General features: G+C 73.9%; 20 protein-coding genes. 10 read left to right on the top strand and 10 right to left on the bottom strand.

Annotated features, from left to right (window positions below):
• Positions 1–78: 78 nt before the first annotated feature.
• Positions 79–735, bottom strand: coding sequence for a bifunctional DNA primase/polymerase (locus ACFYST_RS07055; RefSeq protein ID WP_387860573.1), 657 nt, complete (start codon positions 733–735; stop codon positions 79–81).
• A gap of 349 nt (positions 736–1,084) precedes the next feature.
• Here ACFYST_RS07055 and ACFYST_RS07050 point away from each other — a divergent pair, with 349 nt between their 5' ends.
• From ACFYST_RS07050 to ACFYST_RS07040, 3 genes are all read left to right on the top strand, one after another.
• Complete coding sequence (locus ACFYST_RS07050; RefSeq protein WP_387860571.1) at positions 1,085–2,455, top strand: PP2C family protein-serine/threonine phosphatase; 1,371 nt, start codon at positions 1,085–1,087, stop codon at positions 2,453–2,455.
• Positions 2,456–2,581: 126 nt separating this feature from the next.
• Positions 2,582–4,072: an aminopeptidase P family protein gene (locus ACFYST_RS07045; protein ID WP_387860568.1), complete on the top strand. Its 1,491-nt coding sequence runs from the start codon at positions 2,582–2,584 to the stop codon at positions 4,070–4,072.
• 395 nt (positions 4,073–4,467) lie between these two features.
• On the top strand, positions 4,468–5,484 hold the full coding sequence (locus ACFYST_RS07040; protein ID WP_387860566.1) for a helix-turn-helix domain-containing protein: 1,017 nt from the start codon (positions 4,468–4,470) through the stop codon (positions 5,482–5,484).
• A 22-nt stretch (positions 5,485–5,506) separates the two neighbouring features.
• On the opposite strand, the gene ACFYST_RS07035 is transcribed toward ACFYST_RS07040, so the two are convergent.
• From ACFYST_RS07035 to ACFYST_RS07020, 4 genes are all read right to left on the bottom strand, one after another.
• Complete coding sequence (locus ACFYST_RS07035; RefSeq protein WP_387860564.1) at positions 5,507–6,274, bottom strand: MerR family transcriptional regulator; 768 nt, start codon at positions 6,272–6,274, stop codon at positions 5,507–5,509.
• 80 nt (positions 6,275–6,354) lie between these two features.
• A complete protein-coding gene (locus ACFYST_RS07030; RefSeq protein ID WP_387860563.1) occupies positions 6,355–6,777 on the bottom strand; it encodes a MarR family winged helix-turn-helix transcriptional regulator in 423 nt (140 codons plus the stop codon).
• A 73-nt stretch (positions 6,778–6,850) separates the two neighbouring features.
• On the bottom strand, positions 6,851–7,174 hold the full coding sequence (gene trxA / locus ACFYST_RS07025) for a thioredoxin (RefSeq protein WP_387639527.1): 324 nt from the start codon (positions 7,172–7,174) through the stop codon (positions 6,851–6,853).
• 19 nt (positions 7,175–7,193) lie between these two features.
• A complete protein-coding gene (locus tag ACFYST_RS07020; protein ID WP_387860561.1) occupies positions 7,194–7,607 on the bottom strand; it encodes a MerR family transcriptional regulator in 414 nt (137 codons plus the stop codon).
• 94 nt (positions 7,608–7,701) lie between these two features.
• Between ACFYST_RS07020 and ACFYST_RS07015 the strand changes: the two genes are divergently transcribed.
• The 3 genes from ACFYST_RS07015 (at position 7,702) to ACFYST_RS07005 (ending at position 10,266) form a co-directional block, all read left to right on the top strand.
• Complete coding sequence (locus ACFYST_RS07015; RefSeq protein ID WP_387860558.1) at positions 7,702–8,514, top strand: GNAT family N-acetyltransferase; 813 nt, start codon at positions 7,702–7,704, stop codon at positions 8,512–8,514.
• A gap of 139 nt (positions 8,515–8,653) precedes the next feature.
• Positions 8,654–9,016 (top strand): YciI family protein, encoded by a 363-nt coding sequence (locus tag ACFYST_RS07010; protein WP_387639536.1) that lies wholly within the window; start codon positions 8,654–8,656, stop codon positions 9,014–9,016.
• Between the two features lie 8 nt (positions 9,017–9,024).
• On the top strand, positions 9,025–10,266 hold the full coding sequence (locus ACFYST_RS07005) for an RNA polymerase sigma factor (RefSeq protein WP_387860555.1): 1,242 nt from the start codon (positions 9,025–9,027) through the stop codon (positions 10,264–10,266).
• A gap of 17 nt (positions 10,267–10,283) precedes the next feature.
• On the opposite strand, the gene ACFYST_RS07000 is transcribed toward ACFYST_RS07005, so the two are convergent.
• Entirely contained in the window at positions 10,284–11,471 is a 1,188-nt protein-coding gene (locus ACFYST_RS07000; RefSeq protein WP_387860553.1) for an ROK family transcriptional regulator, read from the bottom strand.
• A gap of 172 nt (positions 11,472–11,643) precedes the next feature.
• On the opposite strand from ACFYST_RS07000, the gene ACFYST_RS06995 reads away from it, so the two are divergent.
• The 3 genes from ACFYST_RS06995 to ACFYST_RS06985 all read left to right on the top strand — a co-directional run bounded on the left by ACFYST_RS06995 (position 11,644) and on the right by ACFYST_RS06985 (position 14,254).
• Positions 11,644–11,871: a hypothetical protein gene (locus ACFYST_RS06995; protein WP_387860551.1), complete on the top strand. Its 228-nt coding sequence runs from the start codon at positions 11,644–11,646 to the stop codon at positions 11,869–11,871.
• Between the two features lie 200 nt (positions 11,872–12,071).
• Positions 12,072–13,598 carry an LCP family protein gene (locus ACFYST_RS06990; protein ID WP_387860550.1) on the top strand — a complete coding sequence of 509 codons (1,527 nt, stop codon included), beginning with the start codon at positions 12,072–12,074 and terminating at the stop codon, positions 13,596–13,598.
• A gap of 29 nt (positions 13,599–13,627) precedes the next feature.
• Positions 13,628–14,254: a hypothetical protein gene (locus ACFYST_RS06985; protein WP_387860547.1), complete on the top strand. Its 627-nt coding sequence runs from the start codon at positions 13,628–13,630 to the stop codon at positions 14,252–14,254.
• Positions 14,255–14,389: 135 nt separating this feature from the next.
• On the opposite strand, the gene ACFYST_RS06980 is transcribed toward ACFYST_RS06985, so the two are convergent.
• The 4 genes from ACFYST_RS06980 to ACFYST_RS06965 all read right to left on the bottom strand — a co-directional run bounded on the left by ACFYST_RS06980 (position 14,390) and on the right by ACFYST_RS06965 (position 20,935).
• The gene (locus ACFYST_RS06980; RefSeq protein WP_387860545.1) at positions 14,390–15,640 is read right to left on the bottom strand and encodes an MFS transporter; all 1,251 of its coding nucleotides are present in this window, start codon (positions 15,638–15,640) and stop codon (positions 14,390–14,392) included.
• A 3-nt stretch (positions 15,641–15,643) separates the two neighbouring features.
• Positions 15,644–16,285 carry a pyridoxamine 5'-phosphate oxidase family protein gene (locus ACFYST_RS06975; RefSeq protein WP_387860543.1) on the bottom strand — a complete coding sequence of 214 codons (642 nt, stop codon included), beginning with the start codon at positions 16,283–16,285 and terminating at the stop codon, positions 15,644–15,646.
• 165 nt (positions 16,286–16,450) lie between these two features.
• Complete coding sequence (locus ACFYST_RS06970; protein WP_387860541.1) at positions 16,451–19,525, bottom strand: BTAD domain-containing putative transcriptional regulator; 3,075 nt, start codon at positions 19,523–19,525, stop codon at positions 16,451–16,453.
• Positions 19,526–19,606: 81 nt separating this feature from the next.
• On the bottom strand, positions 19,607–20,935 hold the full coding sequence (locus ACFYST_RS06965) for a cytochrome P450 (RefSeq protein WP_387860538.1): 1,329 nt from the start codon (positions 20,933–20,935) through the stop codon (positions 19,607–19,609).
• 206 nt (positions 20,936–21,141) lie between these two features.
• Between ACFYST_RS06965 and ACFYST_RS06960 the strand changes: the two genes are divergently transcribed.
• Positions 21,142–22,098: a DUF4331 family protein gene (locus ACFYST_RS06960; protein ID WP_387860535.1), complete on the top strand. Its 957-nt coding sequence runs from the start codon at positions 21,142–21,144 to the stop codon at positions 22,096–22,098.
• Positions 22,099–22,185 lie beyond the last annotated feature (87 nt).

Here is a 22,185-nt window from a genome sequence, read left to right as displayed (position 1 = left end):
CCGCTGGTGCATCCCCCGTCGCCAGCGGTCGGGCCTTTTTTGTCTCCGGGCCTACCCCGCAACGGACCTGACGGAAGGTCAGCAGTACGGCAGGGCGACCGCGCTCGCGGTGATCAACCCGCCCAGCAGGGTGCCGACCTCGGGCAGCCAGGGCCGGCCGTGGCCGGGGCGGCGTACCCAGTGCACCGGGCCCGCGCCCGTCCGCGAAGGCGGCAGCACCAGGTAGCCGCCCGGCCCGTGGTAGCGCAACGTACCCGGCACCCACGGCCGTTCGGACAGCAGCGCGCCCAGCTCCGGCAGCGTGTACGGCGCGGTCAGCAGCACGAACCGGCCCGGCGCGCCGAGCACCGGGCCGAACGGGACGCCGGTCTCGTCCAGATGCCGCAGCAGCCACGGCCCGGCCGCGCGGGGCAGGCTCACCGCGCACAGCGACCGGCCGGTGGCCGCCAGCACCGGCGCGCCCGGCGCGCGCCGCTCCCACCAGTGCCGGACCATCCGCGGATCGGTGGTGGCCGCCTCCAGCGGCGGGTCGCACGGGTGCGCGCCGGGCGCCGGACAGAGCCGGTCCGGGCACGAGCAGGCCGGTCCGCGCAGCGCCCGCGCCCCCGGCACCACCGGCCAGCCGCAGCCGACGGCGGCCTGCAGCGCGGCGGCCAGCGCCAGCGTCCGGCCTCGGCGGCCCGGCCACCACTGGCCGACCCGCTCGGTCAGCGGCTCTTGGCTGTGTCGGCGCATGGCGGCTCGTTCCTCTCCGCGTCGGTCGGCCTGGGCCGGGGGTGCGGGCGGGTGCGGGCGCGCTCATGCCCACGCCGCTCCGCTGGAACGAGAATCCCCCATACGTCCGGATGGACGCGCCTCCGCCGACGCCGGTTCCACCGTACGAGTGAGTGCCCGGCGCCCCGGGTGGCACCTGCGGGGCCTCGCCGTACGATCCCTGGCACGTTCGGCCCGTCGCAGTCCTGGACATGCCCCGATCGGCCTGTGTACAAGTGGGGGAATCGTGCCGAGTAGTGAGTAAAGACATCGTTTTCGGTCGGTCTCGGGGCTCCTGCGTGACACGTTCCGGATTGTGGGGAGTTGCGACATGACCGACGTCCAGCCGCTGGCGGCCGAGGCCCTGAGGTCCGAGCCGGTGCTGCTGCCGGAACTCGGCGAGGTGCCCTCGGCGGATCTGCAGGACCGTTTGGCCGGATGGCTGTCCGATTTCACCAGCCTCCAGGAGCACTTGGAGCTGCTGGCCCGGGCCGACGGGCTGCCCGGCACCCTCGACGCGCTGCTGGACTCCGGCGCGGCACTGCTCGGCGCCCGCCGCGGCCTGGTGGTCACCCTGCGGCCCGGGCCGGCCCGCACGCTGGCCCGGCCGGTCGGCCTCGGCCTGGATCCGGCGACGCTCGGCCAGCTGGAGACCATCCCCGCCGAGCACGGCCCGTTCGCCGACCTGCTCAGCCTCCCCGGCGCCACCGGCCGGCTGCTGATCTCCGACCTGGCCACCGACCCGACGGTCGGCCCCCGGTTCCGCGAGATCGCCGCCCGACTCGGCCTCGGCGCCTGCTACGCGCTGCCGCTGGCCACCGCACGCGAGGGCGCGCTCGGCGCCGCCGTCTGGTTCTACGACGAACCGGGCCGCCCCGACGAACGCCGCGAGCACCTGGTGCGCCGCTACTGCGAGTTCGCCTCCCCGCTGCTGGCCCGCCAGCTGGAGGCCGACCGGGCGGTGCGCGCCGCCGCCGCGCTGCGCCGCTCGCTGCTCCCCGACCACCTGGCCGCCCGGCCCGGCCTGCGGATCGCCGCCCGCTGCGTGCCCGCCGCGCTGGAGCACGCCGCGGGCAGCGACTGGTACGACGCGGTCCCGCTGCCGGACGACACCCTGGCGCTGACCGTCGGCAGCGTGCTCGGTGGCGGCCCCAGCGCCGGACCGGGCGCGGGCGTCGGCGCCGCCGCCGCGATGGGCCGGGTGCGGGCCGCGCTGCGCGCCTACGCGGTGCTGGAGGGCGAGGACCCGGTGTCGGTGCTCGGCGACCTCGAGCTGCTGCTGAAGACCACCGAGCCGACCCGTTCGGCGACCGCCGTGTACGCCAACGTCGACCCCGCCGAGCGCCGGATCGCGCTGGCCGGGGCGGCGAACTGCCCGCCGGTGCTGCTCACCCGGTACGGGGCGAACTTCGTCGAGACCTCGCTGTCCGCACCGCTCGGCATGCTCAGCTGCTGGGAGGCACCCGGGGTGGAGCTCACCGCGGAACGCGGCGACGTGCTGGTGCTGTACACCGAGGGCCTGGCCCGCCGGTTCGGGTCCAACCTGCACGCCGGGCAGAGCGCGCTGCGCCGGGCCGCCGCGGACGCCCCCCGCGACATCCGGCTGGACCCGGAGCGGCTCTGCGACCACCTGCTGGCCGAGGCCGGCGGCGAGGACCCGGGCGAGGACGACCTGGTGCTGCTGGCGGCCCGCTTCGAGTAGCACGAGCCGCCTCCCGAACAGCCTTTCTTCACTCGAACGGCCCTACGTACCATGGGGGCGACGTCCGCCCTCGCGCCCCGCGACCCGGGGAGTGCGGGGCGGTACCACGCGCAAGGAGGCGACGTAGTGACCGAGGACCGCAGCCCGGCGGAGTCCGAGAACCCCGAAGGGACCGCCGACGGCGAGAAGGACGAGCCGATCAAGAGCCGCAAGAACGGCCTGTACGACGGCGTCTCCGACGAACTCGCCGCGTCCATGCGTTCCGGCTGGGCCGACACCGAACTGCACGGCCTGCAGCCGGTCGCCCAGGCCTCGTACGCGGCCGAGCGCCGCGCCAAGCTGTCCGCCGTCTTCCCGGGCGAGCGGCTGGTCGTTCCGGCCGGCAACCTGCGCACCCGCGCCAACGACACCGAGTACGCGTTCCGCGCCGCCAGCGAGTACGTGCACCTGACCGGCAACCAGACCGAGGACGCGGTCCTGGTCGGCGAGCCCGTCGAGGGCGGCCACGAGTTCACGCTGTACCTGCTGCCGCGCTCCGACCGGGAGAACGGCGAGTTCTGGCTCAGCGGCCAGGGCGAACTGTGGGTCGGCCGCCGCAACTCGCACGCCGAGGCCGAGCAGCTGTACGGCCTGCCCGTGCGGGACGTCCGCAAGGCCGCCGAGGAGCTGGCCGCGGCCACCGTCCCGACCCGCATGGTGCGCGGCTACGACGCCGCCCTGGAGACCGCCCTCGCCGAGCAGCTCGACGCCGAGAAGGACGACGAGCTGACGGTGTTCCTGTCCGAGCTGCGCCTGGTCAAGGACGAGTGGGAGATCGGCGAGCTGCGGGCCGCCTGCACCTCGACCGTCAACGGCTTCACCGACGTGGTGCGCGAGCTCGGCCAGGCCGTCGCCACCTCCGAGCGCTGGATCGAGGGCACCTTCTGGCGCCGCGCCCGGGTCGAGGGCAACGACGTCGGCTACGGCACCATCGCCGCGGCCGGCCCGCACGCCACCACCCTGCACTGGGTGCGCAACGACGGTGACGTCCGCCCCGGCGAGCTGCTGCTGCTCGACGCCGGCGTGGAGACCAGCACGCTGTACACCGCCGACGTCACCCGCACGCTGCCGATCGACGGCCGGTTCAACCCGCTGCAGCGCAAGATCTACGACGCGGTGTACGACGCCCAGGAGGCCGGCATTGCCGCCGTCCGCCCCGGCGGAACCTTCCGCGACTTCCACGACGCCGCGCAGCGGGTGCTCGCCGAGCGCCTGCTGGAGTGGGGCCTGATCGACGCCTCGGTGTACGACGTGGAGAAGGTGCTGGAGCTCGGCCTGCAGCGCCGCTGGACCCTGCACGGCACCGGCCACATGCTCGGCCTGGACGTCCACGACTGCGCGCACGCCCGCCGCGAGAGCTACGTGGACGCGGTGCTGGAGCCCGGCATGGTGCTGACCGTCGAGCCCGGCCTGTACTTCCAGACCGACGACCTGACCGTCCCCGAGGAGTACCGCGGCATCGGTGTCCGGATCGAGGACGACATCCTGGTCACCGCCGACGGCAACGAGAACCTGTCGGTGGGCCTGCCCCGGCAGGCCGACGAGGTGGAGGCCTGGATGGCCTCGCTGAACGGCTGATCCCGTTGACCAGCTGATCATGCATCGCACCGAAGCCCCCGTCCGATCCGCCGGCGGGGGCTTCGGTGCGCTCAGTGCCGTCGGCCCCACCCGGAGCGGACGGCGGCGATCACGACAATCTTCTCGAAACGGGCACGGCCGGGCGTGAACATGGCTGCTCTCCGGAGTAGGGGTGTGGTGAGGTCCGCGAAGGGCGCTGCCGCTGCCCGCGCGTGCTGTCGACCCCATCCTCCCGGGCGGCCGCCGCTCAGTTCCAAAGGTTTTCCGCCACCGTCCGGTCAGCCTGCGGCACCGCCCGGACGCACCCGGTCCGCCCCGGCCCGGCGCGCGGCACGGCGGCGGCACGGGCCGCTACACTCGCCGCGTCCCGCCAACGGCCGCACCTGGAGCACCACATGGCCGAGCCCGTGCCCGTCACCATCGGAAAGCGCCCGGCGCCCGTGCACACCGTCGCCGTGTACGCCTTCGCGGGCATGGCCCCGTTCGAACTCGGGGTGGTGGTCGAGGTGTTCGCCCTCGCCCGCCCCGAACTCGCCGGGCTGCTGGCCGCCCCCTGGTACGACGTCCGGGTGTGCGCGGAACGGCCCGGACACCCGCTGGAAGCGGTCGGCGGCTTCACCCTGACCCCCCGGCACGGCCTGGAGGAACTCGCCGCCGCCGACACCGCCGTGGTGGTCGGGGTGCCCGACCCGTACGGCCAGGTGCCGCCCGCCGTGGTCACCGCGCTGCGCACCGCGCACGCCCGCGGCGCCCGGGTGGTGTCGATCTGCTCCGGCGCCTTCGCGCTGGCCGCCGCCGGACTGCTCGACGGCCTGCCCGCCACCACCCACTGGCGGTGGGCCGACGAACTGCGCCGCCGCCACCCGGACGTCCGGGTCGACCCGGACGTGCTGTACGTGGACAACGGCCAGGTGCTGACCAGTGCGGGCAGCGCCGCCGGCATCGACCTGTGCCTGCACCTGGTCCGGCAGGACCACGGCGCCAAGGTCGCCAACACCGTCGCCCGCCGCTTCGTCGCCGCGCCGCACCGGGACGGCGGGCAGGCCCAGTACGTCGAAGCCGCGGTGCGGCCGGTGGACGAGCCCGAGGACGGGGTGGCCCGGTCGATGCGCTGGGCGCTGGACCAGCTCGCCCGGCCGCTGACCGTACCGCTGCTGGCCCGGGCGGCCGGCATGTCCGACCGCTCGTACCTGCGGCACTTCACCGCCCGCAACGGGGTCAGCCCGATGCGGTGGGTGGCGATCCAGCGGATCGCGGCCAGCCTGCCGCTGCTGGAATCGCCGGAAGGCAGCGTCGAGGAGATCGCCGCGGCGGTGGGCTTCGAGTCGGCGGCGACCTTCCGCCACCACTTCGGCCGCACCATGCGCACCTCGCCCACCGCCTACCGGCGCACCTTCGGCCGGGCCGCGTGACGCCGGCCCGGCCGACGCGCCGTCAGGACCGTTCCTGCCGGTCCGCGTTGGCGTGGATCGCGTCCCGCAGCCACCCGGCGAGGCCCGGGGCGAGCTGCTCGTAGGTGGCGGTGAACCGCGGGTCGGCGACGTACATGTCGCCGAGGCAGCGGTGCATCTGCGGGGCGCACTCGTAGAAGTTCAGGCCGATGTGGTCGCGGTGCCGTTCGGCGGCGTCCATCGCCTCCGGGCTGTCGGGGGCCGCGCCGGCCGTGAACGCCGCCACCAGGGCGTCGTTGATGGCGTCGGTCTCCTCCTTGATCCGCTCCCAGTCGGCCTTGGTGTACTTCGAGGTCTTCTGCTGGGACTGCTTCCAGGCGTCGGTGTCGCCCCAGCGCTGCTCGGCCTCGTCCTCCCAGTTCTCCTGGTAGCCCTTGCCGAACACCTCGAACTTCTCCTCCGGGGTCAGCTGAATGCCCAACGTCCTTGCCTCCATCGCTCGTTCGACTGCCGCGGCGAGGTCCTCCAACTTCCTGATCCGGTCGCCGATCAGCTCGCGCTGCCGGCGCAGGTGCTCGGTCGGGCTGACCGAGCGGTCGTCCAGGATCGCCGCGATCTCCTCCAGCGGGAAGCCGAGTTCGCGATAGAACAGCACCTGCTGCAGCCGGTCCAGCTCGGCGTCGTTGTACCGCCGGTAGCCGGCCGGGGTGCGGTCGCTGGGCGACAGCAGCCCGATCTCGTCGTAGTGGTGCAGGGTGCGCACCGTCACTCCGGCGAGGTGGGCGAGCTGTCCCACCGTGTATCCGCTCATCGCGTTGCCTCCTTCCTTCCCGCTGCGCACCAGCCTCCGGCCTCACGTCGCGTGAGGGTCAAGCCGGTTGCGCAGCAGGGCTATTCGGACGCGCCGTAGCGGACCAGGTAGCCGGCGAACCGGTCCAGGTCCTCGTCGTCCCAGGAGGTGAAACGGTCGGTGAAGGCCCGCCGCCGCTGCTCGTACGCCTCCGCCAGCAGCTGCTCCCCGGCGTCGGTCAGGTGCAGCAGCTGCCCGCGCTGGTCGTCCGGGTCGGCCTGGCGGCCCAGCAGCCCGAGCCGCTCCAGCGCGCCGACCTGCCGGCTGACGGTGGACTTGTCGAGCATGAAGTGCGCCGCCAGGTCCGCCGCCCGGCACGAGCCGCGCTCCTTGACCAGGTCGAGCATGCTGTACGTGACCAGCGACAGCTCGGGATGCAGCTGGGCTGCCTTGTGGCGGGCCCGGCGGGCGAACGCGGTGAGCTCGCGCTGAATGGTGTCCAGCGCGGCGTCGCGGTCGGGCATGGCGGTGACTCCTTCGTCGTGCGGTGTTGCGACCCACCGTAGGGGCACCCGCCCGACCGCGCCGACCGGCGTCCTACAGCAGGTCGTCCAGCTCGCGCAGCAGGCGGGCCTTGGCCCGGGCGCCGACCAGGGAGCGGACCGGCTCGCCGCCCTGGAAGACCATCAGGGTGGGCATCGACAGGACGCCGTACGCGGCCTGGGTCTCCGGGTTGCGGTCCACGTCCAGCGCGACGATCTTCAGCTTGCCCGCCTGCTCCTCGGCCACCTCGGCCAGCACCGGCGCCAGCTGGCGGCACGGCGGGCACCAGTCGGCGGTGAACTCCACCAGCACCGGGCCCTTCGCCGCCAGCACCTCGCTCGCGAAGTCCTGGTCGGTCACGGTCTGCACGCCACTCATCGGATTCTCCCCTCGTCGTTCACTCGTGGTCACGGACCAGCTCGCAGCGCGGCTCCCGGTCCGCCGCGGCCAGCGCGTCGCGCGCCGCCTCGGCCTGGGTCAGCTGGGCCGCCACCTGGTCCCGGACCTCGCTCAACCGGGCCACCATGGCGTCCAGTTCGGCCAGTTTCGCCCGGTACACCTCCAGCGAGGCCGGGCAGGAGTCACCGGCCGGATGCCCGGCCCGCAGGCACTCCACGAACGGCCGGGTCTCCTCCAGCTCGAACCCGAAGTCCTGCAGCACCCGGATCTGCCGCAGCAGCCGCAGGTCCTCCTCGTCGTACGCCCGGTACCCGTTCCCGCCGCGCCGCGCGGGCAGCAGCCCCCGCGACTCGTAGTACCGCAGCGTCCTGGTGGTGGTCCCCGCCCGCTGTGCCAGCTCGCCGATCCGCATGGCTCCGACGCTAGACCTTCACCCCGGCGTCAACGCCAGTGGTGTTCCCGTGAATTGCCGGTGAGCGCCTGCCAAGATCGTTTACCCTCACCTGGTGACTGACCCGACCACGGCCCTGCTCGCGGCCTACGACGAGCACATGCGCGGCCTCGGCCCCGCCCGCGACGGCGAGACCCGGGACTCCGACGGCCCGCTGCTGCGCAAGAGCGGCGGCTTCCGCGGCTTCGTGACCTCCCCGTCCGCCGACCTCGGCCTGGACGGCGCCGAGCTCGACGCGCTGATCGCCCGGCAGCGCGACTTCTTCACCGCCCGCGGCGAGAGCGTCGAATGGAAGACCCGCGGCCACGACCTGCCCGCCGACCTCCCGGAACGGCTGACCGCGGCCGGCTTCGTCGCCGAGGAGCCGGAGACCGTCCTGATCGGACTGGCCGCCGAACTCGCCACCCCCACCCCCGCGCCCGACGGCATCACGCTGCGCCGGGTCACCGCCCGCACCGACATGCGGCGGATCGCCGCGCTGCAGGGCGAGGTCTGGGGCCAGGACTGGAGCTGGCTGGTCGGCGACCTCACCGAGAACGCCGCCGCCGACCCCGAGGGCTTCCTGGTGGTGGTCGCCGAGACCGACACCCCCACCCCCGAGGTGGTCTCCGCCGCCTGGCTGACCCGCACCCCCGGCACCGAGTTCGGCGGCCTCTGGGGCGGCTCCACGCTGGCCGCCTGGCGCGGCCGCGGCATCTACCGCTCGCTGGTAGCCCACCGCGCCCGCTGGGCCCTCGACCACGGCATCCGCTACCTCCAGGTCGACGCCTCCCCCGACAGCACCCCGATCCTGCGCCGCCTCGGCATGCACGCCGTCACCACCACCACGCCGTACGTCTGGACACCGCCGACCGCCTCCGCCGAATAACGTCGCCCCGCGCAGAGAAGCGCCACTCCGTGTAGAGAAGCACCGCTCCGTGCAGAGAAGCGCCACTCCGTGTAGAGAAGCACCGCTCCGCTCCGACCAGTGGACACAAGCACCCACCGACACAGAGGACGTGGTCCCCGTGAAGTACCTGCTGATGACCTACGGCAACCAGGAGAAGTGGGCGTCCATCTCGGCCGAGGAGTGGCCGGCGGCGATCGCCCAGCAGGACGCGTTCAACCAGCGCTACCGCGAGACCGGCGAACTGATCGGCGCGTACGGCCTCGGCGACGCGGCCGCCAGCCGGCTGGTGCGCCGCCAGGACGGGCTGCCCGCGGTGAGCGACGGGCCGTACCTGGAGACCAAGGAGTACATGGCGAGCTTCTACCTGCTGGACTGCGAGAACGAGCAGCGGGCGCTGGAGATCGCCGCCGACATGCCGTGGGCGGACCAGGAGCCGGTCGAGCTGTGGCCGATCCTGCACGAGACGCCGATGACGGACTGAACCGCGTCATGACCGACCGGGCACCCGCCTGCCAGGACCTGCTGCGCGAACTCGCGCCACAGGTCCTGGCGGTGCTGCTGCGCCGCCACCCCGGCGCGTTCGACAGCTGCGAGGACGCGGTGCAGGAGGCGCTGCTGGCGGCCGCGACACAGTGGCCGCGGCAGGGCCGGCCGGAGAACCCGCGCGGCTGGCTGGTGACGGTGGCGGCGCGCCGGCTGGTCGATCTGGTGCGCGCGGACCGGGCCCGGCGCGAACGCGAGGAGCGGCTGTTCCTGGCCACGCCGCAGTCCGAGCTGCTGGGCCGGGCGGCCGACGCCGACCCCGCTGCGGACCGGGACGACTCGCTGGCGCTGCTGTTCCTGTGCTGCCACCCGGCGCTGACCGCGCCGAGCCGGATCGCGCTGACGCTGCGCGCCGTCGGCGGCCTGAGCACGGCGCAGATCGCGGCGGCGTTCCTGGTGCCGGAGGCGACCATGGCGCAGCGGATCAGCCGGGCGAAGCAGACCATCCGTTCGTCCGGGCTGCGGTTCGTGCTGCCGGAGCCGGGCGAGACGGTGGAGCGGCTGCGCGAGGTGCTGCAGGTGCTGTACCTGGTGTTCAACGAGGGCTACACCGCCACCTCCGGCGAGGACCTGACCACCCCCCGGCTGTCCGACGAGGCGATCCGGCTGACCAGGCTGCTGCACCGGTCGCTGCCCGCGGACGCCGAGGTGATGGGCCTGCTGGCGCTGATGCTGCTCACCGACGCCCGGCGCCCGTCGCGGACCGGCCCGGGCGGGGAGCTGGTGCCGCTGGCGGAGCAGGACCGGACGCGCTGGGACGCGGCGGCGATCGCCGAGGGCGTGGCGCTGGTGGAACGGGCGCTGCCGCACGGCCGGGTGGGCCCGTACCAGTTGCAGGCGGCGATCGCGGCGCTGCACGACGAGGCGCCGGACGTGGCGGCCACCGACTGGCCGCAGATCCTGGCGCTGTACGACCTGCTGGTGCGGGTGGCGCCCGGCCCGATGCCGGAACTGGGCCGCCTGGTGGCGCTGGCGGAGGTGCACGGCGCGGAGCTCGCGCTGAAGGAACTCGAAGCGCTGGAGCGAGTGTTGGGTCGGCACCACCGTTTTCTGGCGGTGCGGGCCGAACTGCTGGCCCGCACCGGCGAGGCGGAGGCCGCGGCGGAGGTGTTCCGCCGGGCGTCCGCGCTGGCACCGAGCCTGCCGGAGCGCCGTTTCCTGGCGGAGCGGGCCCGTCAGCTGCGTTAGGGCCGGCGCGGCGTCGATCAGGGCAGTTGACCGACCGCCGCGGCCACCGCGGTGTCGATCGCTCCGTACAGTTCGGAGCGCAGGCCGAGCCGGCTGGCGCGGATCTCGACGGCCTCGGCGACGGCGGGCTGTGCGTAGCGGTCGACCGACTCGCGGATGCCGTTGATCAACGGCGCTCCGGCCAGGCCGAGTTCGCCGCCGATCACGATGGCGGCGGGGTTGAGGCAGTTGACCAGGTCGGCGAGGACGCGTCCGATGGTGCGGCCGGCTTCGCCGATGACGCGGGCGGCGGCAGGGGTGTCGGTGAGTTCGCCGAGCGGCGGCAGTTCGACGTTTTCGTCGGGTCGGGCGCCGGGGGCGAGGACGTGGGCCAGGCGGCGGCGGACCTCGACGATGGAGGCGACGGACTCCAGGCAGCCGCGGTTGCCGCAGCGGCACCAGGTGCCGGTGTCGGGGAGCTGGATGTGTCCGATCTCGCCGGAGATGCCGCTGGCGCCGCGGTAGATGCGTCCGTCGAGCAGCAGTCCGGCGCCGATGCCGGTGGAGGCCTTGACGTAGATCAGGTCGTTGACGGCGTTCCCGCCGCTGTGGGCGCGTTCGCCGCGGGCGCCCATCTCGGCGTCGTTGCCGACGGTGACGGGCAGGCCGAAGAGCCGGCCGAGTTCGGCGGCGGGGTCCATGCCGATCCACTGGGAGAGGGTGGAGGGGGCGCGAACCACGTTGGTGCGGGTGTCGAGGGCGCCGGGGATGCCGGCGGCGACGGCGGTGATGGCGTCCAGGGGGTGGCCGGCGGCGGCGAGTGCCCGGTCGGCGAGGGTGCGGGCGGCGGCCAGCACCTCGCGGGGGTGGTTGTCGACGTCGAGGCGGGCGGTGGCCTCGCCGCGTACGGTGCCGGTGGTGTCGGCGACGGCGGCGGTGACGTGGGTGTGCCCGAAGTCGAGGGCGAGGACGAGGGCGTGGGCGCGGCGCAGGGTGACGGCGGCGGCGCGGCGGCCCCGTCCGGCGGTGGTGGTGGCGGCGGTTTCGCCGGCGAGTCCTTCGTCGATCAGGTCGGTGACGGCGCTGCTGACGGCGGAGCGGGAGAGCCCGGTGAGCCGGCTGATCTCGGCGCGGCTGAGCGTGCCGTGTTCGCCGAGGACGGCGAGCAGGGTGGCCCGGGTGCGCAGGCGGCGGGCCGAGGGTGCCGGGTGGGCGGGGGCGGTCATGGCCGGAACGGTAGCGGACAGCGACCGGATATACACCGTTGAACGGATTATCTAATGGACAACTTGTCCTCTTGACGGAGGAATTGGCCTATACCTATGGTCTAAGGACCCCTGCCGCCCGCGGAAGCCCCCCAGGTACCGGCACGGAGGTCCCGCCGGGAGAGGAAGGCCGATGGACGCCACCCAGAGCCGTCACCGTTGGTGCGTCGAGATCCCGCACGCCAACCAGGTCCGCTCCGGCAGCCACCTGTTCATCGTGGACGCCCCCGCCGAGGACGACGCCCGCCGCACCGCCATCGAACGCGCCGGATCCGCCGAAGCCCGCCGCCACCGCCGCGGCGCCACCCTGGACCTCGCCCGGGCCACCGTCGTCCACCTCGCCCTGCTGCGCGTGCACTGACCTTCCCCGCTCACCGATCCCCCGACGGCCCCCGGCCGCCGGGGGATCGCGCTTTCCCGGGCACCGGGCGCGGGCGCCGCCACCGCACGGAGGGAGGGGTGTGACTTCACCCGACCGAATTTGTATGCTTCGCTGAACCTCTACAGCTCTGTAGAAGTTCGGGCCGGCGCTCCGCCGGCCACGACGGGGAAGGGTGCGTCATGTCTGCACGCAGGGTGGGGGCCCGGAGCGACGGATCCGGTCGCGGCCGCAAAGTCCGCCGGATCGTCCTGTGGTCCACCGCCGGCGTCGTCGCGCTCGCCGTCACCGCGGGCGGCCTGGTCTACTACCGGCTCAACGGCAACCTGAGCACCTTCGACAGCGCCGGCATCAGCAAGGACCGCCCCGACGCCGCCAGCGCCGACTCCCAGGGCCGGGTCCCGGTCAACCTCCTGCTGATCGGCTCCGACTCGCGCGCCGGCACCAACAAGGACCTCGGCGGCGGAGACGACGGCGGCGCCCGCTCGGACACCGCGATCCTGCTGCACGTCTACGCCGACCACAAACACGCCGTCGGCGTCTCCATCCCGCGCGACTCGCTGGTCGCCATCCCGTCCTGCCTGCTGCCCAACAAGACCTGGACCAAGCCGCAGGCCAGCGCCATGTTCAACGGCGCCTTCTCGGTCGGCAACACCGACCAGGGCAACCCCGCCTGCACCCAGAACACCGTGGAGAAGCTCACCGGGCTGCGCATCGACCACACCATGGTGATCAACTTCCAGGGCTTCGCCGACATGACCTCCGCAGTCGGCGGCGTCGACGTCTGCCTGCCCAAGGCCGTGTACGAGGGCGACCTCAACCCGAACCTCGGACACCGCGGCAAGGAGCTCTTCGCCCAGGGCCACCAGAAGATCTCCGGCCAGGCCGCCCTCGACTACGTCCGGATCCGGCACGGCCTCGGCGACGGCTCCGACATCGGCCGCACCAAGCGCCAACAGGCCTTCCTGTCCTCGCTGATCAAGCAGGTCAAGTCGCAGGGCATGAACCCCGTCGCGCTGCTGCCGCTGGCCGACGCCGTCACCAAGTCGCTCACCGTCGACGAGGGACTCGGCTCGGCGCAGAAGCTCGTCGACTTCGCCATGTCGCTCAAGGACATCGACCTGCACGACATCAAGTTCCTCACCGTGCCGTGGCGCTACCAGGGCGACCGGGTCGCCCTCGTGCACCCCGACGTCGACCAGCTGTGGGCCGCGCTCAAGGCCGACCGCACCCTGGACGGCCAGGACGCCTCGGCCGGCGCCAGTGCGCCCGCCGCCAGTGCGCCCGCCACCGAACCCACGCCCAGCCGGACCGTCGCACCGGCCAAGGTCGACGGGGCCGGCATCAAGGTCACCGTCTACAACGGCACCGAGACCGGCGGACTGACCGGCAAGGCCGCCGAGGCGCTGGAAGGCTCCGGCTTCACCGTCACCGGCCGGGCCAACGCCACCTCCCGCAGCCACGCCACCACCCTCGTCGAATACGGGCCCGGCGAGAAGGCCAAGGCCCAGAAGGTCGCCGAACTCTTCCCCGGCGCCACCCTGCAGGCCGGCAGCCACGCCGGCATCTCCCTCACCCTCGGCGCCGACTACGCGGCCGGCAACGGCACCACCGCCGCGCCGCCGCTGCCCACCGGCCCGCTGCCCACCAGCGTCAGCCAGGCCCGCTCCGCCGACGACGACCTCTGTTCCGACGTCAGCTACGGCTGACCGGCATTCGACCCACGGGGGACAACACCATGGACCCGCTCACCGGCCACGGCCCCACCCAGCAGGACCGCGCCGACTTCGAGTACGCCCTCGGCCGGGCCTTCGCCGACCCCACCGTGCGCACCGCACTGACCGGCGACACCTCGCAGGCCACCCGGCTGCGGACACTGGCCCGGCAGCGCACCGAGGAGATCCTGGCCGCGGCCGAACCCGAGTACCTGACGTACTGCCGGCTCCGCGACGCCGCACCCCCCGCACCCGGGCCCGCCGCCGAACCCGGCGAGCGGATGTCCGGCTGGTTCGGCGCGCTGGCCCTGGTGGTACCGATCGTGTCCGGCAGCGCCGCCGCCGTGTTCTTCCTGCTGGCCTCCCTGATCGGCCTGTCCAGCCCGCACGCCTTCACCGCCGACGTGCTGCGCACCGCCGCATGGTCCACCGTCGCCATCGCCGTCGCCAGCGCCCTGATCGGCCTGCTCGGCTTGCTGTTCAGCGCCTCCCGCCAGCGCGCCACGCCCTCCGAGGAGCCGCAGCACACCCAGGAGCTGTCCGCGGCCCGCACCGCCTGGCGCACCGCCCTGCTGCACCGCGGCCTGATCCCCTTCCTGCTGGCCGCCCCGCGCCCCGCCGCCCCCGCTCCGGAACCGCTGGACGACTGATATCGGCCCGATATCGGGGCGATGACGTGCTCTTCTGCGGTCACGGTGATCCACTTCTGAACCGGCCGTGCGCTCGTGCGCGAGAGTGCCGAGCAGAGCGTGATCGACCGGACAATCAGCGGTCTGCATCGTTTTTCAGCTGCGGTCCGGCACCCGGGTCAGCGTGCGGATCGGGCGGGTGAGCAGCAGCGCGGCCGGGACGAGCAGCGCGACGACGGTGCCGACCAGCAGGACGGGCGTGGTGCCGAAGGCGTGCACGGCCGGGCCGGCCAGCGCGCTGCCGAGGGGGTACATGCCGACCGAGCCGGCCACCTCGTACGCGTGGACCCGGTTGAGGACCTCGCCGGGAACCTGGGTCTGCACGCTGGTGGCCCACATGACGCCCCAGACGCCGATCCCCACGCCGACCAGCAGCTGCGCGGCGGCGAGCAGCCAGACCGGGGCACCGAGCACCAGGCCGAGCGGGTACAGCGGGTAGGCGAACATCGCAGCCCCGCCGGCGGCGAGCGGACGGGCCGGCTTCCAGCGGATCGCGATCAGCCCACCGGCCACCGTCCCGGCGCCGAGCGCGCAGTTGACCAGCCCGAAGGCGGTGGCGCCGTGCCTGGGGACGATCAGCCCTGCGGCGAGCGAGAGTTGCGGGCCCCAGGACAGCACGGCGTAGACCATCCAGATCGCGATGACGCCCCACAGCCAGCTGCGGGAACGGAACTCCCGCCAGCCGACCACCAGGTTCCGCCACAGCCCGTCCCCGACCGGCGGGGCGGGCACCGCACCGAGGCGGAGCGCGAACAGGCAGATCGCACTGGTCGCGTAGGCGAGGCCGGAGATCACCATCACCCAGCCCGTGGAACCGAACCCGACCAGCACGCCGGCCAGCGCGGGCCCGCCCAGCCCGGTGACCGCCTCGGAGGTGCGCAGCACCCCGTTGGCACCCTGCACGTCCCGGGCCACCAGCGGGACGGTGGACGAAGCCCCGGGCTGGAACAGCGCGTTGGCGGTACCGGCCACCACCAGCAGGGCGTACAGCTGCCACAGGTGGTCGATGCCGTACAGGAAGAGAACGGCCAGCAGGATGTGCGCGGTGAGGTTGGCCAGGTCGGCAACGATCATCATCCGGCGGGCGGTGAACCGGTCGGCGAGCACCCCGCCGAACAGCACCAGCCCGGCGAACGGGCCGACCAGAAAAGCCATCGCGTAGCCGGCGGCGTCCAGGCCGTGGCCGCTGCCGATCAGACCGGCCGAGACCGCGACCGGGAGCATCGCCCAGCTGAGCAGGCCCGCACTGCGGGCCGTGAAGTAATAGCGGAAGTTGCGGGACCAGATCGCCGGTTCGGCGGGCCGGACCTGTTCCGCCGCAGGGGCATCGGCAAGGCGTTCGGACACGGTTCAGTCCTTCAAATCGGTACCGGCGGCGGCGAGTTCGGCGCGCAGGGCGGCGTTCTCCGCCTCCAGCCGGGCGAGACGCTCGCGGACCGGGGCGAGGGCGTGGTCGAGTTCGGCCTCGCTGAACCGCGGCGTGATGTGGTTGGGGCAGTTCCAGGCGAACGCCTCGACCCGGACGGTGACGACCTGTTCGATCCGGCCGTCGGTGCGCGGGGATTCCAGGCGGGCGACCAACTCCGGGTACCGGTCGGCCGGGACGGCGGTGGCCCGGCCGAACAACTTGAGCCGGGCCTGCCTGGCGTGGTCGAGGAAGAACAGCGACACCCGGTCGTCGGCGCGCAGGTTGCCAGTGGTCAGGTACTGCCGGTTGCCGCGGACGTCCAGGTAGCCGAGCGTGTGCGCGTCCAGCACGTGCACGAAGCCCGGCGGGCCGCCCCGGTACTGGAGGTACGGCCAGCCGTTCTCGTTCACGGTGCCGACCAGGAAGCCGTCGAGACCGGTGATGAACGCGGCGGCAGCATCGGTCAGCGGCTCGGGCTCCCCGGCGGGCTCGCGCAGGCGGCGCGCGGCCGCGGCGGCGCTGCCCAGCTCCTGTTGGACGCGGCGCGCCGCCGGGGTGGACGCCAGCAGGTCGTAGCGGCTCATGCGAAGTCCTCCGGGTGTCGGCGCGGGCGGTGCGCCCACCGTACGAAGGTGGCCTGTACCCGCTCCCACAGCCGGACCAGAGGCGCCCAAACCCCTTCCGACCTGCCGATATGACCTTCCGTCAGCCGCGACCGGCAGAAAGCGCGGAAGCGGCGGAACTGCCGCTCAGCGCAGCCTGCTCACGCCCATCGCCCGGGACAGCCGCAACGCCTCCCGCCAGTGCCCGACGGCGAGGCCGGGCGCGCCGAGCGTGGACTGCGCGCGGCCGAGGGCCAGCAGGGCCCGCACCTCGCCGGGCAGGTGGCCGGTCGCACGGTGCAGGGCGAGCGCGCGGCGGCCGCTGTCCAGTGCCGCCTGCGGCTGCTCCAGCCGGACGAGTGCGCAGGTCAGAGCGGCGAGAGCGTTGCCTTCGAGGATGCGGAAACCGGCGGCGCGACTGATCCGGAGAGCGTTTTCCACGTGCTCCAGGGCGGCCTGCGGGTCGGTGCCGGAGCGGGTGGTGGCGAGGCCGATCAGCGCGACGGCCTGCGGGTGCCGGTCGTCGGCGGCCTCCGCGAGGCGCAGCGCCTCCCGGTATCCGGCGGCCGCGTCGGCTCGGCAGTGGGCGCGTTCGTGCGCGGCGGCCAGCGCGAGGTGGGCGCCCGCCTCCAGCGCGGGGTGGCGCAGGGTGCGGGCGGCGGTGATCGCGGCGCGGGCGAGCAGCCGGCCGGCGGCGGGGTCGCCGAGGTCGGTGCGTGCGCCGGACAGGCAGGTCAGCGCCACCGCCTCGCTGAACGTGTTGCCGGTGCGGCGGTGCACGGGCAGCGTCGCGTCGAGCAGGCGGACGGCGTCGGCCGGACGCCCCAGCGCGCGGCGGACGGCGGCCAGGTTGGTCCGGGCGATGGCCTCCTCGGCGGTGGCGCCCTGCTCGCGGTGCAGCCGGGCGGCCCGGGTGAAGTGCTCGGCGGCCTCCTGGAGCCGGCCTAGCTTCCCGCAGATCAGCCCGAGCACGGTGAGGTCGTCGGGGTGCCCGGTGGCCGCCGCCGCGGGCCGCCGCTGTTCGGCGAGCCGCCGGGCGGTGGCGGGGAAGCCGGCGTCGCAGGCCTGCCGGACCGTGGCGGGGAAGCCGGCGTCGCAGGCCTGCCGGACAACGGGGGCCAGGTCCTCGTCGGCGTCCGTCAGATACCAGTCGAACTGCCGCTGCCGGGCGGGGCCCATCTCCTGACGCTCCGTCAACTCGCGGGCATGTGCACGCAGCAGCCCGGGCAGCCCGTACCGGCCGGCGCGCTCACGCAGCAGATGGGCGTCGGCGAGGGTCCGCAACAGGGCGGCGGCCTCGCCGGGGCCGGTGCCGGCAAGGGCGGCGGCGCCGTCGGCGGTGGTGTCCGGGCCGGGGAGCAGCCCGAGCAGGCGGTACAACCGCCGGGCCGGGGAGGGCAGTTCGCGGTAGGAGAGGTCGAGCGCGGCCCGGACGGTCGAACGCGGGTCGCCCTCGACGTGCAGCAGCTCGAGCAGGTCGTCCCCGGCCAGCCGAGCGCAGTGCTCGGCGATCGTGCCGTCCCGGGCGACCAGGCCGGCACCGGCAGCACGGACGGCCAGCGGCAGGCCGTCGCAGAGCTCGACGAGGCGGCGGGCGGCCTCGGGTTCGGCGGCGACCCGGCACTCGCCGACCACGCTGCCGAGCAGCTCGCGGGCCTCGTCCGGGCCGAGCGCGTCCAGGGTGAGCCGGCGGGCGCCGTCGGCGGCGACCAGCCCGGTCAGGCGGTGGCGGCCGGTGACCAGGACGGCGCAGCCGCGGGCGCCGGGCAGCAGCGGGCGGATCTGTTCGGCGTCGCGGGCGTTGTCCAGCACGATCAGCACGCGCCGGTCGGCGAGCAGGGTGCGGTAGAGCGCGGCGGCCTCGTCCCGGCAGTCGGGCAGCCGGTCCGGCGGGGTGCCGAGGGCGCGCAGGAAGCGGCCGAGCACCTCGGCGGGACGCAGCGCCGGGTGCGGAGAATGGCCGCGCAGGTCGATGTACAGCTGCCCGTCCGGGAAGCGCTCGCGGCGGGTGTGCGCCCAGTGCACGGCGAGCGCGGTCTTGCCGACACCGGGCGGGCCGACCACCGCCGCCAGGCGCGGCTGCGGGCCCGGGGCGGTCAGCGCGTCGAGCAGCCGGAGCTCGGCCCGGCGGCCGAGGTGCGGGCCGCTCTCGGCGGGCAGCTGGGCCGGCTGGACATCCCTTGCGGGCAGCTGAGCCGGCTGGACATCCCTTGCGGGCAGCTGGGCCGGCTGGATGCCCCTTGCGGGCACTGGAAGTTGGCGACGCAGCACCCGCAGGTGGGCGTCCTCGACCTCCGGGCCGGGGGCGATGCCCAGCTCCTCGTCGAGTCGCTCGCGCAACCGCTGGAACACGTCGAGCGCGGCGGCCTGCTCGCCGCCCCCGGCCAGCGCGAGGATCAGCCGGGCGTGCAACCCCTCGTGCAGCGGCTCGGCATGCACCAACTCCCACAGCTGGGGGACGGCGTCGGCGGGCCGGTGCAGCAGCAGGGCGGTGTCGGCGTACAACAGCGCGGCGCGGATCCGCCGTTCGCCCGTCGCGACGGCGGCCGGGTGCCGCCGCAGCGCCGGGTCGGCGTCGGCCAGCACCGGCCCGCGCCACCAGCGCAGCGCCCGGGCCAGCGTCTCGTGGACGGTGGCCGGTTCGGGCGCGTGGTGCGTGCACACCGTACGGGCCAACAGGGCGTCGAAGCGGCCGAGATCGGTGTCCTGCGGGCCGGCCGTCAGCCGGTAGCCGGTGGGGGTGCGGGCCACCCCGGTTGCCAGCAGGCGGCGGGCCTGGCTGACGTACGTGTGCACCAGGCTCTGCTGCGAGTCCGGCGGCCCGTCCGGCCACAGCGTGTCGGTGATCTCCTGCCGGGTGGCGGGCTCCGGGTGCTTGAGCGCCAGCAGGCCGAGCAGGCGGCGCAGCATCGGACTGGTGACCGGGACGGGATCGCCACCGTTCCGCAGCTCCAGCGGCCCGAGGATCAGCAGCCGCGGCCCCTCATCCAACTCCCGTTGTGCATCGGCGAGTTCTTCGTCGCTGATCGCCAGCGCCTCGGCCAACTGCCGCAGCGTACGCGGCCGGGGCCGGCGGACCCGGCCCTGTTCGAGGTCACGCAGCGCCCGGGTGCTCAGCCCGGCGCGCTCGGCGGCGGCCTGCTGGCTGAGCCCGGAACGCCGGCGCAGCGCCCGCAACCGGGGGCCGAACGGGACCCCGCCGACCGCTGCCGGTACCGTCATCGCGCGCCCCCCTCGTCCGACCCGAGGCAAGTGTGGCCGGGCCGTTCGCGCCGGGCAAGGGAGGACGGGGTCGCTCTTGGATCAGCCGGTCAGCCAGCTGAGGAACTGGCTCCAACGCCCGGGTTTTCCAGCCGGCGCCTCCGGCTTCCGCGCCGCCTCCGGCTCCGCGGCCGCGCGCCGGGCGGGCACCGGCGGCACCGGCTCGCGCGGCGTGAACCGGCCCGGCAGCGCGGCGAGCGCCCGGTTGAACGGGCCCGGACGCCAGCTCAACGACGCCTCGGGAACGGCCAGTTCGAGATCCGGCAGCTGCTGGAACAGGTTGTCCAGCGCGGCCATGGTGATGTGCAGCGCCGGATCCTTCGACGGGCAGGCGTGCGGCCCGGCACTCCACGACAGGTAGGCGCGACTGCCGGCCTGGCGCTGCGCGACCAGCTCCGGGCCGGTGTTGGCGGCGGTGAAGCTGACCAGCACCAGGTCGCCCGCCCGCACCCACTGCCCGCCGAGGTTCAGGTCCGTCACCGGGTAGTGCGGCGCCAGGTTGGTGATCGGCGGGTTGTCCCACAGGGTGTCGTCGATCGCCTCGTCGGTGAGGCCGCCGCCCACGGTGTAGGTGTCGCCGGTGAGCCGCCGGTGCAGCGTGTTGCCGATCAGGTTGCCGAGCGGCTCGGCCCCGGCACCCAGCAGCAGGGCCAGCTGATGGACCATCTCGTCGTCCGTGAGCCGCTGGCCGTGCTCCATCAGCCAACTCGTCACGTCGTCGCCCGGCCGCTCCCGCTTGAGCACGACCAGTTCGCCGACCGCGCCGAACAGCACCTGGGCAGCCTGCTCGGCGTTCACCCCGTCGAACATGCCGGAGATCCCGAACAGCACCCGGTCGCCGATCTCGGCCGTGCAGCCGAACAGGTCGTTGAACACGAACAGCGGCAACTGCTTGGCGTACGCGGCCAGTAGATCGGCCGCCCCCTGCTCCGCGAACCGCGAGATCAGGAAGTCGGAAACCTGCCTGGTCGTCCGGGCCAGCCGACCCGGATCGACCCGGGCCATGCTGTCGGTGACCGCCCGCCGCAGCCGCAAGTGCTCGGCGCCGTCCGTGAACATGCAGTTCGGACGGGGCGCGAGCAGCGGCAGCACCGGGCTGTCGGCCGGGATCCGCCCCTCGTACAGCGCCCGCCACCGGTGCGGATCCTTGCGGAACGTCGCCGAATCCTGCAGCAGTCGCAGGGCCGTCGCGTAGTCGGTGACCAGCGTGGCCTCCACCCCGGGCGCCAACTCCACCGGAGCCGCCGGCCCGAACCGCCGCAACCGCTCGTAGTACCCCTGCGGATCGGCGGCGAATTCCGGCCCGTACAGCGGCACCCGCCCGCCCTTCACCGGGCACCCCGGCACTGCCTCGTCGAGTCGTACGTCCATCGTCCCGGCTTCCTCCTCGCAGGCACACACCTCGGCCGACCGCGCATGCTACCTGCGCACCCGCCACTCCGCCGAAGCAGAACTCCCGTGCCTCGACGGCGACTTGAGGCCACGTCCGCTCCCCCTCCGGGGCCAACCGGATGAATCCCGGCCCCCGCAAGCCGCGCCGCAACACCCCTGAACACTCGACTTCCGATGCTGGCGCCATGTCCCATCACCTCAGCGGCCCCAACCTCCGCTCACCCCTGGACGACGCCCGCCTCGACATGACGGACCTGTTCGCCTTCGCCGCCCCCGGCGACCGCACCGTCCTGATCCTCAACGTCAACCCGATCGCCCCCACCGGCGGCGACGCCTTCCACCCGGACGCCGTCTACCGCATCAACATCGACACCGACAGCGACCATCGGGCCGACATCGCCTACAGCTTCACCTTCTCCCCACCCACCAACAACCATCAGACCGCCACCGTCCGCCGCGCCACCGGCGACCAGGCCCGCGCCCACGACGCCACCGGCCAGGAACTCTTCACCGACCTCCCGGTGAACTTCGACGCCACACCCACCGTGACCGAGTCCGGCCCCTACAAGTGCTACATCGGCTTCCGCAGCGACCCGTTCTTCGCCGACCTGGACGGCATCGTCGCCAAGTTCCAATGGACCGGCATCGACTGGGGAGCCGACAAGAACGTCTTCGCCATGGCACTGGAAGTCCCGAACACCGAACTCGGCCCGCACCCCGAAATCGGCGTCTGGGGCCGGGTCAGCCTCCACCAGAACGGCCGACTCACCTCCGTCGACCGCGGCGCCCACCCGTCCCTGACCGCCTACTTCAACGCCGAGGACGTCAAGGACGCCTACAACGCCGGCGAACCCGCCGACGACTGGACCACCTACCGCGAACCCTGGTCGGCCGTCCTCCAGCACTTCGGCGACTACACCCCCCAAGCCGCCGAACAGGCCCTACGCGCCGTCCTCCCCGACATCCTCCGCTACGACCGCACCAAGCCCACCGCCTACCCCAACGGCCGCACCCTCACCGACGACGTCACCTCCGCCCGCCTCACCATGCTCACCGGCGGCAAAGTCCCCACCGACCACATCACCCCCCACACCGACCTCCTCCCCCACTTCCCCCACCTCGGCGCCCCGCACCCGGCCTGACCCCACCACCACAAAGAGCCCCGGACCACCGGCCCGGGGCTCTCCGCTGGAGCGGGCGACACGAACCGAACTCTCCTTCCAGGCTGG

Origin of the sequence: Kitasatospora sp. NPDC004614 (assembly GCF_042873675.1) — a bacterium.
Lineage (GTDB): Bacteria > Actinomycetota > Actinomycetes > Streptomycetales > Streptomycetaceae > Kitasatospora.
This window is presented reverse-complemented; position numbering and strand designations above follow the sequence as displayed.

Bases quoted from the DNA above. Each gene is read 5' to 3' on its own strand.
- ACFYST_RS07055 (WP_387860573.1), bottom strand. From the start codon at position 735: ATGCGCCGACACAGCCAAGAGCCGCTGACCGAGCGGGTCGGCCAGTGG.
- ACFYST_RS07050 (WP_387860571.1), top strand. From the start codon at position 1,085: ATGACCGACGTCCAGCCGCTGGCGGCCGAGGCCCTGAGGTCCGAGCCG.
- ACFYST_RS07040 (WP_387860566.1), top strand. From the start codon at position 4,468: ATGGCCGAGCCCGTGCCCGTCACCATCGGAAAGCGCCCGGCGCCCGTG.
- ACFYST_RS07035 (WP_387860564.1), bottom strand. From the start codon at position 6,274: ATGAGCGGATACACGGTGGGACAGCTCGCCCACCTCGCCGGAGTGACG.
- ACFYST_RS07030 (WP_387860563.1), bottom strand. From the start codon at position 6,777: ATGCCCGACCGCGACGCCGCGCTGGACACCATTCAGCGCGAGCTCACC.
- trxA (WP_387639527.1), bottom strand. From the start codon at position 7,174: ATGAGTGGCGTGCAGACCGTGACCGACCAGGACTTCGCGAGCGAGGTG.
- ACFYST_RS07020 (WP_387860561.1), bottom strand. From the start codon at position 7,607: ATGCGGATCGGCGAGCTGGCACAGCGGGCGGGGACCACCACCAGGACG.
- ACFYST_RS07005 (WP_387860555.1), top strand. From the start codon at position 9,025: ATGACCGACCGGGCACCCGCCTGCCAGGACCTGCTGCGCGAACTCGCG.
- ACFYST_RS07000 (WP_387860553.1), bottom strand. From the start codon at position 11,471: ATGACCGCCCCCGCCCACCCGGCACCCTCGGCCCGCCGCCTGCGCACC.
- ACFYST_RS06995 (WP_387860551.1), top strand. From the start codon at position 11,644: ATGGACGCCACCCAGAGCCGTCACCGTTGGTGCGTCGAGATCCCGCAC.
- ACFYST_RS06990 (WP_387860550.1), top strand. From the start codon at position 12,072: ATGTCTGCACGCAGGGTGGGGGCCCGGAGCGACGGATCCGGTCGCGGC.
- ACFYST_RS06985 (WP_387860547.1), top strand. From the start codon at position 13,628: ATGGACCCGCTCACCGGCCACGGCCCCACCCAGCAGGACCGCGCCGAC.
- ACFYST_RS06975 (WP_387860543.1), bottom strand. From the start codon at position 16,285: ATGAGCCGCTACGACCTGCTGGCGTCCACCCCGGCGGCGCGCCGCGTC.
- ACFYST_RS06970 (WP_387860541.1), bottom strand. From the start codon at position 19,525: ATGACGGTACCGGCAGCGGTCGGCGGGGTCCCGTTCGGCCCCCGGTTG.
- ACFYST_RS06965 (WP_387860538.1), bottom strand. From the start codon at position 20,935: ATGGACGTACGACTCGACGAGGCAGTGCCGGGGTGCCCGGTGAAGGGC.
- ACFYST_RS06960 (WP_387860535.1), top strand. From the start codon at position 21,142: ATGTCCCATCACCTCAGCGGCCCCAACCTCCGCTCACCCCTGGACGAC.